The sequence below is a fragment of the Psychrobacter sp. UBA6739 genome, from assembly GCF_002453835.1.
Taxonomy (GTDB): Bacteria; Pseudomonadota; Gammaproteobacteria; order Pseudomonadales; family Moraxellaceae; genus Psychrobacter; species Psychrobacter immobilis_A.
The window spans coordinates 220,022-237,433 of sequence record NZ_DKHR01000003.1; the positions used below are offsets into that span (position 1 = coordinate 220,022).

Sequence of the window (17,412 nt, forward strand, 5' to 3'; positions counted from 1 at the left end):
TATTGGCAGCAGTATGACTAGGGTATATGCTTACTATTATAACATTGCCACAAAATATAACTGGCTGGGTCGCACTTGCATCACTATTGAACTTGCGACTTGCCTATGTTTTTCTGACGGCTGAAGTTTTAAGAGACGAGGTTGTTTATAGAAACAGCTATTTTGTTAGTAATTATCCACTCAATACAGAGGACTTATAGTCACTTCTCGAATTTGTCTATTAGCAACAGGGATGGTAAATAATATGTTTCGACTACTGTTCGCCGCTAATTGGCTTTGCTTGCTTAATAGATAATCAGCTGGCGTGGCGATGAATTCTCCAATCATATCATTTGCGCCGTATACGCTGACTTTAACATTCGGATACAGCTGTGCTTTGGCACTTTGATTGTTTAATGTGGCACTGACATCGCTCGACTTTCCATCCATCTTAATCTTACTCGATTTATGATTAAGGTTAGTAATCGTAAATGCTGTTAGATCGGCACTAGGTAAACTACAGGCAGCGACTGCACATACTGATTGTAAGCGCTCTGCATGCACTGGGTTTTTCATCAAAGTTTCTAGATTAAAAATGACGTATTGAGCAAAAAGTAGCAGTGCTAATACTAAGCATCCTAGCGTCCATAGTAAGGATGCGATAGAACGTCTCTGCGGCGTAGGTGTAAACTTTGCTTGTGCTTTTCTCACACGCTCTTCGGAGGTTAACGCTTCATCTTTCAATGGTACACCCATATCGAGCAATAGTTGTGATAAGTCGGTATCGTCTTGTCGAACCTCTTCGCTTTTATTTTGTTCTTTTAGGAGTTTTTCGAGCCAAGAATTGTCCGCAGTATCATCCACATTGGCATGAATATCATTAGCGGCTGCTGAACTAAGCGCTATTTGTGCTGATGAGGAATTTTCTGTTGTAGCATCAGATGATACTTTCACTGATGACCCGTTGTTTTTATCTGTTTTTTTAGAGAGGTTACTTGTTGGTTGGTTGTCTGCTGTAGAAGTATAACTGCTATTGTTCATATTGCTGGCTTGAGTCAGCCAAGCATCCATACTATCTAGAGAATCATACTCTAAAACACTTTCTTCTGGTTCATCGCTATCCATATCATCATAGATTAAGCCGTCATGAATCAAATCATCCTCAATTAAAGTATCAGATGAAACATTTTTTGAATGTGGAGGAGTGAGTGGTGACTTAGCAGTGCCTGCTGCATGTTGATTTTTATTATGATTGTCAGCGGTTTGTGTAGAATGTCTATTTGAATCGGCTGTCGTATTGGTGTCAGTCGTTGTATTTTCTTGAATCGCGGAAGTACTGACAGCATCGGCAGTGAGGATAAGATGTTTATTGACCAAAAAACTCTGTTGGCATTGATCACAGCTAACAGTGGCGTTTACTTTATTCAACTGTGTTTGCTGTATTTTAAAGCAAGCTTGGCAATGAGGGCACTGAGTTTTTATGGGCGTGGTCATAGGGTCGAATCCAAAAAATTATGGTTATCAATACCGCTTAGCCACTCGCTAATAGTTGCCTATAGTGCTAATACTGCCNNCATGACATTTGACTGCCCTCTATCGTAACAGATGTAATTAAATGTTGCTAGCCTGTAAATGTACCAGATAAACGCTGCCAATGTTGGTCTTCTTGCGCTGTAAAAGCATGCTTTGCATCAAGCGCAAAATAAGGTTGATAAGCCGCCGTTACTTGTTCGGTTTGTGACTCTATTAGACCGGCCAAGACAATGCGACCTTTTGGTGCGATTAAGGTGGCGAAGTAAGGCGCTAAGCCAATGAGCGGCTTGGCTAGAATGTTTGCAACGATTACGTCTACAGGTAACACATCATTTTGTGCACAGTAGTCAGTGAAGTCTTCTGGTAAAAACGCTTGCAGGCGATCCCCAACGTGATTGCGTGCGGCATTTTGATTGGTTGCCAGCACTGCTTGTGGGTCGATATCGACAGCATACACGTGGCGTGCACCTAATAACAAAGCAGCGATGCCTAAAATACCTGAACCGCAACCATAATCAATCACCACTTTGTCTTTTAGATCTTGTTCTGTTAACCAGTCAAGACATAAGCGGGTAGTGGCATGATAGCCTGTACCAAAGGCTAGACCAGGATCCATAATAATGTTAGTCGCCTCAGGATTGGGCGGCGTCAGCCAGTTGGGTACAATCCATAAATTATTGGCACATTCGATAGGATGGTAATTGCTCATCCATTCGCGCTCCCAATCTTTATCATCGACAGCCGTGAGCCAGATACGGGTGGCTTGCACTTGTGCTGCGATTTCATGACTGAGCTGCTCGACTGCCTGACGACTGCCAGCATCGGTGGTCGCATCAAATAGCCCTGTCAAGATAACTTCATCCCATAGCGGTGATTCACCAGGTAATGGCTCAAATAAAGGCTGGTCACCTGCGTCGTCTAAGGCAATGGATAATGCACCTGCTTCTAGGAGCAGTGCCTCAGCCAAATCGACGTTTGCTTTTTCACATTGTAAATGCAGTTGTTGCCATGCCATAACGATAACCTTAATTAAAAATAAATGTCTATTTTGGATAAATGATGCGTATGCACAATATAAAAAGTGAATAGAGACCAAGTGATAAACTTGGTATCTATTCACTTCGGTATGTCTTGATATTAGCGTAAGGCTTGCTTCGCTTCACTGATGACGCGAGCGTTGCCTTGGGCTTGTCCTGATTGCAAAATAATTTGCCACAGCGCGCGGCGACGACTGGTATCTTGAGAAACACTCAGACCACGGCGTGCCATAGCTTCTGCCTTGCGCGGCTGGTTCTTTTTTAATGCCACTTGCGCCAAATAGAAATACACCGCAGAAGATTTAGGTGCTAGGCGCTGTGCACGGGTAAAGCTGTTTTCAGCATTGGTCAGTTTGCCAGCTTTTAGTTGACTGATACCTGCTTGCATCAAATTGCGAAATGCTGGCAAGTTGCTATTGTTGGTAGTAGCTTGCTGTGTCCGTTGCTGCGAGTTTTTTCTTGCCTGTTCTAGCAATTCGTTGTGTGACGGTGCTGACGGCTCAGAGATGATGTAGTCATCACGCGAAGGGATAATAATAACTGGATCAGGTTGGGTCAACACAGGATTAGATGGTGTAAATACAGGCGTCTCTTGAGTCAATGGATTGGTTGATTCGGCTGGTTCATAGGAGTTATAAGGCTCAATGGGGTAGTCGTCCTCTGTTCTGACAATGGGCGCTTGCGTCACAGTCGCTATGGGGGCTTTAGCTGTTTGCGATGATGGCAGCGTTTGAGTCGGTACCGTTTTGATCGCGGTAGATGCAGTCGGCGCAGTCTGGCAAGCGCTCAAACTCAACATGCCAGCTAGAGCACTGACTGCCAGCATCTTATTGGCTGGCTTGATTTTGATAGACCACGTTATGACGGCTGACCTAGCTGATACAGTTCGCTTGAGAAATAACATTAGATTGAGACCTTTTTTAAGTTTCACAAATAACTTTAGAACCATTCAACGGCACGATCATACCAAGTATCGGCACGACTTTCTGCATCATTACCATTTGACCCATCACTGTTTTCTTGGTTGTCGCTATCAACAGCTTCGCCATTTGGAATCTCTAAACCTTCACTACGGCGCTGCTGGTTTTGTTCACGAGCACGATCTTGTTGATATAAGCCGACAGCGCAACTGCTGGCTTCTTCTGGTAAATATGCCGACAGGACAGGCAGATAGCGTGCATCTGCACAGCGCTCATTAGATAACTTGCCTGAGTTGTTCTCTAACCACAACCACTCAATACCTTCAGGCTCTGGTAGAGCCACAGGCGTCAGCTTCAAGCGATTCATATAGTCAACCCAAACTGGTAATGCGCCAGTACCGCCACTTAAACCAATTGGCTTGTTATCATCACGGCCAACCCAAACCACACTGACATAGTTGCCACTGTAGCCTGCAAACCAGGCATCGCGGTAATCATTTGTGGTTCCTGTTTTGCCAGCAAGATTTAGATTACTACCAAGTGATTGCACGCGTTTGGCAGTACCATTTTTGACCACATCTTGTAAAGCATAGTTAATTAAGAAGTTGGTCTCAGGCGGAATACTACGCTGAGTGTTGAGTCCAGTACGTTGTAAAATACGACCACGGTCATCAATGACGGTGCGAATACTATGAATAGGCGTACGGAAGCCGCCAGTTGCAAAGACTTGATAGACACCAAGCATGTCCATTGGGCTAAGATTAACAGAACCTAACAATGCTGACGGGTAGGGTGGTATTTTTTCTTTAATACCCATGCGCTGTAACTGCTTGGCAAAGGTATCGACCCCAAACTCCATACCTAAGCGTACCGCTGCTTGGTTATAAGACTTTGATAAAGCGGTGGTAAATGGCACATAACCATGGTCACGATTGTCATAGTTTTTGGGGTTCCATTTAGTACCATCGCTTAGATTGACGGTAATCGGTGAGTCATCGACTGAGCTTGCAAGATTATAGCGTCCACTTTCAAGTGCTGTCATATAAATAATAGGCTTCAATAACGAACCCACTTGGCGCTTGGCATCGACCGCACGGTTAAAGCCGGTAAATTCACTGCCACTACCCACCACAGAGACCAGCTCACCAGTCTCAGGATTGGCACTCACTAAGGCACCTTGCAAGTCTTTAGTTTTGCTACTATTACGACGCAGCTCACCCAATTTTCTATCAACCGCTTTGTCTGCGGCTAATTGTGCAATAGGGTCCAAAGTACTGATAATGATAAGACCTTCATTCTTGAGATCATCAGAATAGTACACGGTATTCAGCTCGCGCTTGACGATATCCAAAAAGTCAGGGAATTGACTTTTGCCTTCGACAGGTTTGTCCACGACACCAAGTGGCTGCTTTAGCGCTTTCTCATAGTCTTCTTGACTGAGTGAGCCAACAGCTAACATGTTGCCCAGCACGACGTCACGGCGTGCTTTTGAATCGTTTGGATGGCGACGTGGGTTGTAGATACTCGGGCCTTTTGCCATACCGACTAGCAGGGCTTGCTGATCCAAGCGCAGCTCATTCAGTGGTTTATCAAAGTAAAACTGTGATGCCAAGCCAAAACCATTAATAGAGCGGTTACCGTTTTGACCCAAATAAATCTCGTTGAGGTACGTTTGTAGAATTTCATCTTTGCTATAATGTAGCTCGAGCAATACTGCCATTAACGCTTCGTTGGCTTTGCGCTTCAGCGTACGGTCTGAATTGAGATAGAAGTTTTTAATCAGCTGCTGAGTGATGGTCGAGCCGCCTTGTCTAGAGCCACCAGAGAAATTGTTCAGTACGGCACGTGCAATGCCTCGTATAGAGACGCCTTTGTGCTCATAAAACGCACGGTCTTCTGTGGCTATTAACGCATCAATGAGTGGTTGTGGCACTTCATCTAACGAGACGACCAAACGATCTTCATTACTGTCAGGATAAATACCACCGATACTCACTGGCTCTAAGCGAATGATGCCGCTTTTGGCAGGCAAAGTGCTTTGTACGGACTCAATCTTATTACCAGCAATGGTCATTTTTATGACTTGCTCTTTATCCACATCGTTGGCGCTATAAGTAAAACCGCGAGTATGAATAAAGTAGGTATTACCTGATCTATGATAGGTTCCCGTGCGATCATAAGCTTTGTTGCTTTGATAGTTCAGCAACTCCAGCCATGTCTTCATCGTATCTTTGTCGACACTCGCGCCTTGATACAATTCAAGCGGCTGCGAATACACTTTAGCAGGGATATCCCAGCGCTTACCCTCAAACTTATGAGTAATGGTGCGATCAAGTTTGATTAAATATAGCGCCAAGAGCACCATGCCAGCAATAATGACAATTAAGATAAGACTACTAAATACCAACCCACGCTGCTGTGAAGGGAGCGTGTGGTTAACAGATTTAGAGGACTGTGTTAACTTGGTATTTGGTAACTTGGAATTGGATGTTTGCACTGATGTCGCACCATTTTGGTATAAAAAACTGCCTCATAATGACGCAAATTGACAAATTTTTCAATCTATCATCGTCAACGCAGGCATTCATTGATTTTAAGCTATGCGTGGTTATGCTCTTCACAGCACTTGCTTATAGTATAATCTCTGTTAAAACACGGTCATTGCTAACAAAGCATTAAAAGCTTTAGATTGGCAGTATCATTGTTATATAAGTGTCATATTAGCTTCATGTCACCATGTCATATAGCCATGCAGGATAGCAGTTTAGAGATGCGCCAACGATGTGTTTTTTATGAATTAACCGCTACGGTTATTGTTTTATTTTTTGTGAGCCGTGCTGAGAGTTATTTAAAATAGCTGTTTTAGATAGGTCTTCTGCATAGGCGTTGAGTCTCGTTAATGATAGTAAGTTTACTTAAAGCGAATAAGGTTCGAGCAAACCTGTCTAAAGGAAGTAAGCGCGATTATGTCCAATGTCCCATCATCAATGGCATCGACCACCAGCCAGCATTATGAAGATAACTCTATCATCGAAGGTTTAGTACTGCCACTCGCAGGTCACTGTTTCCATTGCGGTGATCCTGTACCGCAGCCGCCGTTCCATGCCAAGATATTGGGTAAGCCGCGTGAGATGTGTTGTATGGGCTGTCAGTTAGCCTCTCAAAGCATCGTAGAGGCAGGACTTGAACAGTATTATCTGGATCGCTCAGAGATTAATCGTACGGCAAGTCTACCAACGCAGTTGACTCGCCTTGAGGCCTATGACCATGACGAGATCAAATCACAATTTGTCTATGCTCAAGACGGACTGTCGGTTGCAGAACTGTCCGTCAATAACCTACGCTGCGCGGCATGTACTTGGCTCATTGAGTCGCGTCTCGATGAGTTAGAGGGCATCAGTAAATGTCAGGTGAATTTGACCAATCAGCGTATGCGTGTGATTTGGAACGAGGATAAGCTGCCGATCAGCCGTATTCTTGCCACCATTAATGAAATCGGCTATGAAGCCAAGCCTTATCGTCAAGATACGCATGAGGCGATGCTGGCGCGTCATAACAACCAAATGCTGATACGTCTTGGCATTGCCGCGTTGGGCTCGATGCAAGCGATGATGTATGCCGTTGCCATCTATTTTGGTGAATACAGCGATATGCTAATATTTCAGCGTGATTTTTTGCGCTGGGTATCTTTATTTGTCAGTACGCCCGTTTTCTTCTATGCGGGTGTCCCGTTCTTTACCTCAGCGTGGTCGGCAATTCGTGCCCGTCAAGTCAATATGGACGTGCCCGTCAGTATCGCGCTGATTGTGACTTTTTTCGCGAGCCTATATGCGACCATCACTGGTCAAGGGGAAACCTATTACGATTCGGTCAGTATGTTTATTTTCTTTTTACTGGCAGGGCGTTACATTGAACATAATGCCCGCCTAAAAGCCGCCACCATGGCCAATGACTTGGTCGTGGTTGAGCCAGTACTGGTACAAAAAATTGCGGAAAATAAAGAAGCCGCCGCGCTTATATTACAGCAGTTAAAGAAAAATGAGCTCGAAAAAACAGCTGTAAATGAAGACGTGAGTAATCAAGTCAGTAATTTGGATACAAGGGAGGCGAGCACATCAGCCAATCCAACGCCTAATTTTATGCAAAGCATGGATGCCAATGTTCATCAGCTCACATCAAAAATTGCACAAGACTGGCAACGCACGCGTACTCAACAATCATACATATCAACAACAGCAGATGAGGCAAAAGAAAAACAAATGGTCACCGCCCATAGTTTGCACGTAGGTGATATCATTTTAATTGAGGCTGGCTCTGAAATCATTAGCGATGGTATTTTGCTGAGTCAGACTGCTACCGTGTCGCAAAGCCTATTGACGGGTGAGGGCGACTTGATTATCAAGAGCCAAGGTGACTATATCGTTGGCGGTGCACAAAACGATAGCCAACCGTTTGAGATGCTGGTCACAGCATTGCCAGCAGACAGCCAAATTGGCTTGATTGATCGGCTGATGAACCGTGCCATGAGTGAAAAGCCCAAACTGGCACAGCAAGCCGATAAGCTGGCACGTTGGTTTGTTGCGCGTATTTTGGTTTTGTCTGTCTTGGTATTCATTGGCTGGTATATCGTTGACCCAAGTCAAGCGATTTGGGCTACGGTCGCGGTATTGGTCGCGACTTGCCCTTGCGCACTGTCTTTAGCGACACCGATTGCGCTGACGGTCGCGACCAATCGATTGGCAAGCTATGGCTTTTTGACGACGCGTGGACATACGCTACAAACGCTCGCTGAAATCACTCATGTCGCTTTTGATAAAACTGGCACTCTCACTTATGGTAAGCCGAATTTATTAAATATTGAGCTGCTTAAAGATAATGATAAAGATAATGATATTGCAACGGCTACAGATGAGCAAAGAGATACGCTATTAGCCATCGCTGCGGCTCTAGAAGTAGGGAGCCGTCATCCTATTGCACACGCGCTGCTTACCGCTGCCTATCAGTTGCATTTGCCATCGACGCAGGGCTTACAGCATTATCCAGCAGGCGGTGTCGAGGCAATGATTGATGGCGTATTATATCGAATTGGTCATGTGGATTTTGCGTTAAACGATGCTGATAATGATATGGTCATTGATTTAGTATCACAGCGCGCCAGCTCAGCAGTGGTTTTATCTTGTCAACAAAATGACTCGGTCACTTGGCAAGCGCTGGCATGCTTCTATTTCAATGATAAGGTGCGTGATAGTGCCAAAGCCATGCTCGATACGCTTAAAGAGTTGGGTATTGAGACAGTTATGTTGACTGGTGACCCAAGCCCGCAAGCGCTGGTATTGGCTGAAAGTTTAGGAATGCATTCTGCTTACAACGGTCTGTCGCCAACAGACAAGGTCACTCACATTCAAAAACTACAGGCGGAAGGTGGCGTAGTGTTGATGGTGGGAGACGGTATCAACGATGCGCCAGTGCTAGCCGCAGCAGATGTCTCGACTTCTATTGCGGGGGCGGCAGATTTGGCACAAGTATCGAGTGACAGTATTATCTTAAATGGTCAAATCGACGCTATCACTGCTGCCAAACGTATCTCTGATAAAACGGAACGTATTATCAAACAAAACTTCCGCTGGGCACTCATTTATAATGGCAGTGTGCTAATACCAGCGGCGTTAGGCTATGTGCCACCTTGGCTGGCTGCTATTGGTATGTCACTAAGTTCATTGTTTGTGGTCTTAAATGCGCTGCGCTTAAAACGCGCTTGATACCCATTCAAAAAAACGGTTAGCTGCGTCAAACTTACTTAGCCTACTAATTAATGTAGTACTGAGACTCATCTTCCTTGCTGCTCACATTTTTCCAAACAGTATGCCTATTATAAGTATTTAACTTTATCCATAAAAAAACCGCCTTTAACTATATGAATAGATAAGGCGGTTTTTTATTTAGATAACGATTAACTGGTTTTTAAATTAGTCTTGTAAGTAGCTAAGCAAACGCATAAATTCAATGTACATCCATACGAGCGTGGCAAGAATACCAATACTAAATAACCATTCGTAGTCTTCAGAGACACCCATTGCCACACCGCGATCGATATTATCGAAGTCTAATAACAGCGTGAAAGAAGCGATGATAATCACAAATAAGCTAAAGCCGATAGCGATAGCACCACCTTCAAATAAGAACGGTAAGCTTGAACCAAACGCTAAAGAAAGTACCCATTGCGCCACATAAACCAGCATAATTGCAATCAATGCTGAAGTCACAATTGAGCGGAACTTTTCAGTCACCTTGACCAGACCTGAGCGATATAGCCCTAGCATAACGGCTGCCGTCACAAAAGTGGCGCACATAGCTGTGACTGGCACGCTTGGATACATCCGCATAAAGAACAGCGAGATGCCGCCTAAAAATATGCCTTCTAACAGTGCATAAGGCACCGCAAAGGTTTTGGCTTTGTGTGGTTTAAAAGTGATAAAAAGCGCGAGACCAAAAGCGGCAAACATACTGCCGAAGGCAGCCATCGTAATAAAGCCTTGCGACAAGCCTGCCATAAGGGCATAAAAGAAAAAGCCCACACCAGTGATCGCAGATAATCCAAGTAATAGACTGGTCTTTTGAATCACGCCCTTGACCGTCATTGGCTTACCGCCGATCGCAAGTTCTGCGCGACTGACAATAGGATTGGCCATAAAGTTGTCCTTAATAAAATATAAATAATAATGATGCTAGCTACTTTAGCAAAACCGCCATTATTGTCAACTGTGTTTACGTGACAGCCATCAAGGCTTCACGACCTTATAGAGCTATTATTAGTTGATGTATTTTGGCGTACTGCCTAGCTAAACAAACACGTTTAAGAGTAACGTGCGATGGCTTTTATATGGGGTTGATTACGACAGTTAACAACGATAATTCATAAACATGCTAGTCTAAACGCTCGTTTATCGCTATCATTGGCGAGTAATTTACCGTTATGCCGAGTCGTTTTATGGAAAACTCAGCGCAATCCGCAAGATTGCCGCACTTACATGAATCAGAGCTGTTCCACGCTATCAAAAACCCTGCTTTTAGGCGTATTGGGCTTATGGGCCGCGCTGGTAAACGTAGTGTCACTCAAAGTTTGGTACAAATTGCCCAGACTATCAATGAGATGAATCTCACATTGATTATGGATATGCAAACGGCGAACTTGCCCACTTTGAACCTTACTGAGATTGAAAAGGTCAAAATCGTTAAGCGTAGTTTGATTGGTGAGATTTGTGATTTGGTCATCGTTGTTGGCGGTGATGGCTCGATATTGCACGCGGCTGAAGCGTTGGCACGCTACCGTGTGCCTGTACTTGGCGTCAACCGTGGTCGGCTTGGTTTTTTGGCGGATGTAAAACCTGATGAAGCGGCGTTTAAATTGCGCCAAGTATTGATGGGTGATTATCAGCTGGATCATCGTTTTCTATTGACGATGGAGATACGAGAAGGGCGCACTATCATTCATGAAGATATGGCGCTCAATGATATCGTATTACATGCGGGAAAATCGGTTCATATGATTGATTTTCAGATGAAAATCGATAGTCAAGATGTCTACCGTCAGCATAGTGATGGTTTGATTGCAGCAACGCCTACTGGCTCGACGGCCTATGCACTCTCTGGCGGCGGTCCCATCATCCATCCGAGTATGGATGCTATCTGTTTGGTGCCCATGCATCCCCATACGCTGTCTAGCAGACCGATTGTGGTGAGCGGTAATAGCGAAGTTTGCATTCGCATTCACGAAGACAATCGCACTCAGCCGATGGTCAGTGCTGACGGCAAGCCAAGCGTGCCACTTGAGCAAGAGCAACGGCTCTATATTCGTAAGCATCCAGATAAGCTTACTTTATTGCACCCGCCAGGGTTTGATTTTTATGAAGCTTGTCGCACCAAATTGCACTGGAACGTCCATGCTGAGGAATTCAGTCTTGACGTGGATGATGATATTATGGACGACGAATAAGTGTCTCTTTTATATAAAAACGTTATAAAAAATATGTTATAAAAAATAGTGGTGGAGAATAGGAAGGATGGACAAGCAAACGATATTAGCAAGTTTAACGCCAGAAGTGGTGGATAAGTTCCGCATGGCGATTGAGTTGGGTAAGTGGCCTGATGGTCGCAAGCTGACCGCTGAGCAGCGCGAAACCTGTATGCAAGCGGTGATGGTGTGGGAGCACGAGCATCTACCACCTGCTGAGCGCACAGGCTATATTCATAAGCCAGTCAAAGACGATGGCTCTATCGTCGGGGCAGAATGTGATGTCGAGCATGAGCATCATTATCCAAACATGCCTAATCCGAAAGGCGCAGTCCAACCCGTCAAGTTTCGTGATAAATAGGCTGAAGGCTAAGTTTTATGATAAAAAATGAAGCACATAAAAAAGGCCACGCTAATCAGCGTGGCCTTTTCTTATTTAATAACTTTTTAAAGCGCCGTCGTATCAACACTAGGGCGAACCGTTAATGGGTTTTTTTGCATCAAAAATCCTTGCCAGCCCCAATGTAAAAAATTGCGGATATTGGCATGGTCAGTACCGTTAGGAGTTGCTTGAACTTTGGCATAATGCTCGCCAAACAGTTTTAACGTGTCCAATTGATTCAGACCATGGTGCTTGGCAAAGCCAAAAATTTTTGCACTACCTTCATTTTCACCAGCTGCATTATGTACCATACCGTTCACAAACGGGGCAGGTGCGTAGCGATAAAAATCATCAATAAAACTGATGACATCATTGAATCCAATGGCTTTTTTATCCAAACCATTAAGTAGAGCCGATACATCTGATTGGCGGATACTCATAAATAAATGACCTCAGAGCAGATTGAAAAAGTGAAAGTATGTAACTTAGCGATTGAAATAGTCTTCGTCATCAAATGAAGGCGCAAAATTGCCTTGCTCAAGATGTTGCATTTGCGACTGTACAGAACGCTCATGCTGAATACGTTGGTAAATCTCTTCGCGGTGTACGGCAATATCTTTCGGTGCATTTACACCGATACGTACTTGATTGCCTTTGACACCTAGGACAGTCACACTGACCTCATCACCAATCATTAGCGTTTCGCCCACGCGGCGTGTCAAAATTAACATGCGTCACACTCCTTATGTCGCATCAACAAATTATTACTCATCAGATTACTTCTCAATTGCAGGACATTACCGCAGCCCTAGAAAGACAATGTATCAATGATAACCACAATGCTTACTATTGTGCCAATAGCGGTAATGATAGGTAGATTCATTTAGCCCAAATGAAAGCCCCATTATAGGGGGCATAACAGAGACTGTCACGGGTTTTCACAAAACTATTGGGTAAATAGTTACCCTAGCAATAATAAAAAATAAAAATAGGATCTAAAAAGACCCTATTTAATTTAATACATTGTTGAAAGTAATTGATACTGACTTAATGCATAACTGTTGATGCTAAATCGATTATTTTAAGCGTTTTAAAATAAGTTATAGCCCAGCGATTTTACTTTCGCCATCTTCACGATCCAGACCAAATGCGGTATGTAGTGATTTAACGGCTTTTTCTAAATACTGTTCTTGGATAAGGACAGACACTTTGATTTCGCTGGTTGATATCATTTGAATATTGATATTGTTTTCAGCAAGCGTTTGGAACATGAGGCTTGCAACACCAGCATGAGAGCGCATGCCGACGCCGACTAAAGAGACTTTAACGACTTCATCATTAGCCAGTATCTCTTTAGCACCGATCTCATCTTTGACTTCATTCTCTAGTACTTTCATGGTTTTGTCCATGTCAGTACGGTTGACAGTAAAAGTAAAGTCGGTGGTGCCGTTGGTAGAGAGGTTTTGCACTATCATATCAATTTCGATATTGGCACGACCAATCGGGCTTAGGATAGCAGAGGCAATACCAGGATGATCAGGTACACCGCGCACGACTATTTTTGCTTCGTCTCGATTAAAAGCGATACCTGAGATGATTGCCTGTTCCATATTGTCTCCTTCGTCTATCGTAATTAGGGTGCCGACATTGTCTTGAAATTCTTGGTCGAAGCTACCATCGTTGTTTTCATCAAAGCTAGATAATACGCGCAGTGGTACACCATATTTACCGGCGAATTCTACCGAACGAATCTGTAAAATTTTAGAGCCAAGACTTGCCATCTCCAGCATTTCTTCAAAGGTAATTTTTTCAAGTTTTTTGGCTTTTGAGGTTACACGAGGGTCAGTGGTATAAACGCCATCAACATCGGTATAAATCTGACATTCATCAGCACCCAAGGCAGCAGCAATAGCGACACCTGTGGTATCAGAGCCGCCGCGCCCTAATGTGGTCGCGTTGCCTTCGTCATCAATACCTTGAAAGCCTGCGACGATGACGACATTGCCTGCATCGAGTTGCTCACGGATATTTTTGTCATCGATACTTTCGATACGGGCTTTATTGTGGGCATTATCGGTTTTAATTGCGACTTGACGACCAGTAAATGAACGAGCGCCTACACCAAGCTCTTTAATCGCCATCGCAAGCAATGAAATCGATACTTGCTCACCGGTTGAGACCATTTGGTCGTATTCACGGGGATCAGGCTGAGTGCTAATTTGGCGTGCTAGATCAATCAAACGGTTGGTTTCGCCGCTCATGGCAGAGACCACAACAACTATTTGATGACCGTTGTCATGCCAGCGTTTGACTCGTTTGGCGACGTTTTTGATGCGGTCGATACTGCCCATCGAGGTGCCGCCGTATTTCTGTACTATTAACGCCATAAAAATCTACCTATTATTCATTAATGGCCTTTTATTATCATCAATGAGAGCCAATATGCGGATGTGATGCTCAATCAATGCTTGTATAGATAAAGCCGTATTATAAGAATTGCGCCCATGCTTTTTGTTTATGTATTCAGTAGTGCTGACTAGGTAATGCACGCACGATGCATATAAACGTTGACCTTTATATCATATCTACGTCACAACGTTAAGTGCCCGTAGCGCTTAGATACATGGCGATTGGTTATAACCGTTATAACCAATCGCGTATCTTATGCGTAGTAGACCCAAGTGATGCACTGTATTCATGTCTTTTTCAGGACTAGCTAAGCTGAGTTTCAATCCAAGCAGGTAGGGCGTTGATAACCGCGGTACTGTTGCCAGACTTTGGCGCGCCGCCTTGTGCGTAATCTGGCTTACCACCACCTTTACCGCCCAGCTCACTTGCCAAATGACGAATGATATCACCAGCTTTTACTTTAGCGGTGACTGATTTTGCCACGCTTGCAGCTAGGGCTAACTGTTCGTCTTTATCACCAATCAATACAATCACGCTATCAGGAAGTTTAGATTTAATATCGTCCATCAGGGTGCGGATAGATTTGCCGTCGATACCGCTTAAGGTACTGATAAGCACGGGCGTGCCTGCGATGGTCTGTACTTCATCAAGCAAATTAGCTGCTTGGGCGCTGGCGATTTTTTGCTCTAAACGCTCCAGTTGTTTCTCAAGTTCGCGCTGCTTATCCGCCATGGTACGCACGCGCTGTGCCACTTCAGGACGTTTCACTTTTAGCTGACTGGCAAGCTCGCTCAGCTGCTGCTCACTTTGCTGAATGTTTTTAATCGCATTCATGCCAGTGACAGCTTCAATACGGCGGATGCCAGCAGCAATACCTGATTCGCTGGTAATTTTTAGCACACCAATATCACCAGTACGTTTAACGTGCAAACCACCACAAAGCTCAATAGAGAAGGGCTTGCGCTGACCATCGACGATACTGTCAGTGCCCATGGTTAAGACGCGAACGTCACTGCCATATTTTTCGCCAAACAATGCCATCGCACCTTGTTTCATCGCTTCGTCGATAGACATATTCTCGATGCGAGCAGGAGTGTTGGCTTGAATTTGCTCATTGACTAAGCGTTCGATACGCGTAATTTCGGCAGTGCTGACGGGTTTGTCATAGGAGAAATCGAAACGTAAGACTTCGCTTGATACTAGCGAGCCTTTTTGCGTGACCGCGTCGCCCAATACTTCTCTTAATGCCGCATGCAATAGATGCGTGGCAGAGTGGTTTTTGGCACTAGCCGCACGGATGCTGGACAAGACTTGCGCATCAGCGGTTTGTTTGGTGTTAATGTCACCCATGGTCACGACACCATAATGGATGATGGCTTGACCAGATTTTTTGGTATCTTGCACTTCAAAAACGCCCGTTGCAGTGCGGATTTCGCCAAGCTCACCAACTTGACCACCACCTTCAGCATAAAACGGTGTACGGTCAAGTACCACGACGCCTTCTATGCCCTCAGCTAAGCTATCGGCTGGACTGCCATCTTGATACAGCGCATCAATCGTGACGCCTTCTTCTGCAAGCTGCTCATAACCGATAAAGGTGGTTGGGTTTTCTACTTGAATGACACTGCTATAATCAACGTCAAATTTGCCAGCATCACGAGCACGCTCACGTTGCGCTTGCATATGCTCATCAAATTCAGCTTCATCAATCACAATACCGCGCTCACGAGTGATATCCGCAGTCAAATCGACCGGGAAACCATAAGTATCGTACAGTTTAAATGCGGCTTCCCCAGATAACGTGTCGCCATCTTTTAGACCTTCCAGCTCGCTGGCAAGTAGACGTAAGCCTTGTGCCAAAGTTTTGGCAAACTGTGCTTCTTCTTTTTGAATGGCATTTTCAATGACGCTTTGCTTATCTTTTAGCTCAGGATACGCCGTACCCATTTCAGCAACCAAAGGCGCGACCATTTTATAGAAAAACTCACTGTCAGCACCAAGTTTATTGCCATGACGTACCGCACGACGAATGATACGGCGCAGTACATAACCACGACCTTCGTTGCTTGGAGTAACGCCATCAGCAATCAAAAATGAAACGGCGCGAATATGGTCAGCGATGACTTTTAATGACGATTGTTGCTGGTTTTCAATCTCTAAAATCTCAGCCGCCGCATCCATCAAATGTACAAATAAATCTATCTCGTAGTTGCCATGGACGCCTTGCATGATGGCGCTGATACGCTCAAGTCCCATGCCAGTATCTACGCTTGGCGCTGGTAGCGGTAGCATAGCGCCATCTTTTTGACGATTAAACTGCATAAAGACGCAGTTCCAAATCTCGATATAACGGTCGCCATCTTCTTCAGGTGTGCCCGGTAGACCGCCTTCGATATCAGCACCATGGTCATAAAATACTTCGGTACAAGGGCCGCAAGGACCGGTATCGCCCATCGTCCAAAAGTTGTCTGAGGCGTAAGGTGCGCCTTTATTATCGCCAATACGGATAATGCGCTCGCTAGGAATACCGATGTCTTTATGCCAAATATCAAAGGCTTCGTCATCAGTCTCATAAATGGTCACATACAAGCGGTTTTTATCAATTGCTAGCCATTTATCTGAGGTCAAAAATTCCCAAATATAGCCAATACCGGCTTGCTTAAAATAATCGCCAAACGAGAAGTTACCGAGCATTTCAAAAAACGTATGATGGCGCGCCGTATAACCGACATTATCCAAATCATTATGCTTGCCGCCAGCACGTACGCACTTTTGCGACGTCACCGCACGGGTATAATCACGTGGCTCCATACCCAAAAAGGTCTCTTTAAATTGATTCATACCGGCATTGGTAAATAGCAATGTCGGGTCATTGTGTGGAATCAAACTCGATGAGGCGACGGGGGTGTGCTGCTTGCTTATGAAAAAATCGATAAAAGCTTGACGAATATCGGCTGAGCGAAATGGCTGGCTCACAGCGGCTCCTTACTGGCGAATAGAATTGAGTAAAATAATTTTGCAAACGATTTTAGCACAAACGCCCAAGCTCTTGGTACAAGAGTTACAACGGCTAGGTTATTCTGCGAAGGCGAATGGTGCCTTAATTTGCAAATAATCAGCGTTAATGGGTTTCACCGCGAA

At 44.5% G+C, this 17,412-nt stretch carries 11 protein-coding genes and 1 pseudogene; 3 read left to right on the forward strand and 9 right to left on the reverse strand.

Features of this window, described 5'->3' with window-relative positions:
• Positions 1-180: 180 nt before the first annotated feature.
• From B2575_RS01225 to mrcB, 4 genes are all read right to left on the reverse strand, one after another.
• Positions 181-1,473: a DUF3426 domain-containing protein gene (locus tag B2575_RS01225; protein ID WP_296239859.1), complete on the reverse strand. Its 1,293-nt coding sequence runs from the start codon at positions 1,471-1,473 to the stop codon at positions 181-183.
• Between the two features lie 127 nt (positions 1,474-1,600).
• The gene (prmA, locus tag B2575_RS01230) at positions 1,601-2,527 is read right to left on the reverse strand and encodes a 50S ribosomal protein L11 methyltransferase (protein WP_201501574.1); all 927 of its coding nucleotides are present in this window, start codon (positions 2,525-2,527) and stop codon (positions 1,601-1,603) included.
• 122 nt (positions 2,528-2,649) lie between these two features.
• On the reverse strand, positions 2,650-3,453 hold the full coding sequence (locus tag B2575_RS01235; RefSeq protein WP_238048793.1) for a tetratricopeptide repeat protein: 804 nt from the start codon (positions 3,451-3,453) through the stop codon (positions 2,650-2,652).
• A gap of 35 nt (positions 3,454-3,488) precedes the next feature.
• A complete protein-coding gene (gene mrcB, locus B2575_RS01240) occupies positions 3,489-5,966 on the reverse strand; it encodes a penicillin-binding protein 1B (protein ID WP_109590361.1) in 2,478 nt (825 codons plus the stop codon).
• A 469-nt stretch (positions 5,967-6,435) separates the two neighbouring features.
• On the opposite strand from mrcB, the gene B2575_RS01245 reads away from it, so the two are divergent.
• Positions 6,436-9,228 carry a heavy metal translocating P-type ATPase gene (locus B2575_RS01245; protein WP_296239865.1) on the forward strand — a complete coding sequence of 931 codons (2,793 nt, stop codon included), beginning with the start codon at positions 6,436-6,438 and terminating at the stop codon, positions 9,226-9,228.
• Between the two features lie 207 nt (positions 9,229-9,435).
• On the opposite strand, the gene B2575_RS01250 is transcribed toward B2575_RS01245, so the two are convergent.
• Complete coding sequence (locus B2575_RS01250) at positions 9,436-10,158, reverse strand: Bax inhibitor-1/YccA family protein (protein WP_045445091.1); 723 nt, start codon at positions 10,156-10,158, stop codon at positions 9,436-9,438.
• A gap of 299 nt (positions 10,159-10,457) precedes the next feature.
• On the opposite strand from B2575_RS01250, the gene B2575_RS01255 reads away from it, so the two are divergent.
• Both B2575_RS01255 and B2575_RS01260 read left to right on the forward strand, forming a co-directional pair.
• Positions 10,458-11,462, forward strand: a complete 1,005-nt coding sequence (locus B2575_RS01255) for an NAD(+) kinase (protein ID WP_296239868.1) — start codon at positions 10,458-10,460, stop codon at positions 11,460-11,462.
• A gap of 67 nt (positions 11,463-11,529) precedes the next feature.
• Entirely contained in the window at positions 11,530-11,841 is a 312-nt protein-coding gene (locus B2575_RS01260) for a YeaC family protein (RefSeq protein ID WP_045451872.1), read from the forward strand.
• An 86-nt stretch (positions 11,842-11,927) separates the two neighbouring features.
• Here B2575_RS01260 and B2575_RS01265 read toward each other — a convergent pair whose 3' ends face one another.
• The 4 genes and pseudogenes from B2575_RS01265 to alaS all read right to left on the reverse strand — a co-directional run bounded on the left by B2575_RS01265 (position 11,928) and on the right by alaS (position 17,247).
• Complete coding sequence (locus B2575_RS01265; protein WP_045445094.1) at positions 11,928-12,302, reverse strand: HopJ type III effector protein; 375 nt, start codon at positions 12,300-12,302, stop codon at positions 11,928-11,930.
• Positions 12,303-12,425: 123 nt separating this feature from the next.
• A pseudogene (csrA, locus tag B2575_RS01270) lies at positions 12,426-12,593 on the reverse strand (carbon storage regulator CsrA); the annotation flags it as partial.
• A 369-nt stretch (positions 12,594-12,962) separates the two neighbouring features.
• Positions 12,963-14,249 (reverse strand): aspartate kinase, encoded by a 1,287-nt coding sequence (locus B2575_RS01275; RefSeq protein WP_055124395.1) that lies wholly within the window; start codon positions 14,247-14,249, stop codon positions 12,963-12,965.
• Positions 14,250-14,574: 325 nt separating this feature from the next.
• Positions 14,575-17,247, reverse strand: a complete 2,673-nt coding sequence (gene alaS / locus B2575_RS01280) for an alanine--tRNA ligase (RefSeq protein WP_296239871.1) — start codon at positions 17,245-17,247, stop codon at positions 14,575-14,577.
• Positions 17,248-17,412 lie beyond the last annotated feature (165 nt).

Bases quoted from the DNA above. Each gene is read 5' to 3' on its own strand.
- B2575_RS01225 (WP_296239859.1), bottom strand. From the start codon at position 1,473: ATGACCACGCCCATAAAAACTCAGTGCCCTCATTGCCAAGCTTGCTTT.
- prmA (WP_201501574.1), bottom strand. From the start codon at position 2,527: ATGGCATGGCAACAACTGCATTTACAATGTGAAAAAGCAAACGTCGAT.
- B2575_RS01235 (WP_238048793.1), bottom strand. From the start codon at position 3,453: ATGTTATTTCTCAAGCGAACTGTATCAGCTAGGTCAGCCGTCATAACG.
- B2575_RS01245 (WP_296239865.1), top strand. From the start codon at position 6,436: ATGTCCAATGTCCCATCATCAATGGCATCGACCACCAGCCAGCATTAT.
- B2575_RS01250 (WP_045445091.1), bottom strand. From the start codon at position 10,158: ATGGCCAATCCTATTGTCAGTCGCGCAGAACTTGCGATCGGCGGTAAG.
- B2575_RS01255 (WP_296239868.1), top strand. From the start codon at position 10,458: ATGGAAAACTCAGCGCAATCCGCAAGATTGCCGCACTTACATGAATCA.
- B2575_RS01260 (WP_045451872.1), top strand. From the start codon at position 11,530: ATGGACAAGCAAACGATATTAGCAAGTTTAACGCCAGAAGTGGTGGAT.
- B2575_RS01265 (WP_045445094.1), bottom strand. From the start codon at position 12,302: ATGAGTATCCGCCAATCAGATGTATCGGCTCTACTTAATGGTTTGGAT.
- B2575_RS01275 (WP_055124395.1), bottom strand. From the start codon at position 14,249: ATGGCGTTAATAGTACAGAAATACGGCGGCACCTCGATGGGCAGTATC.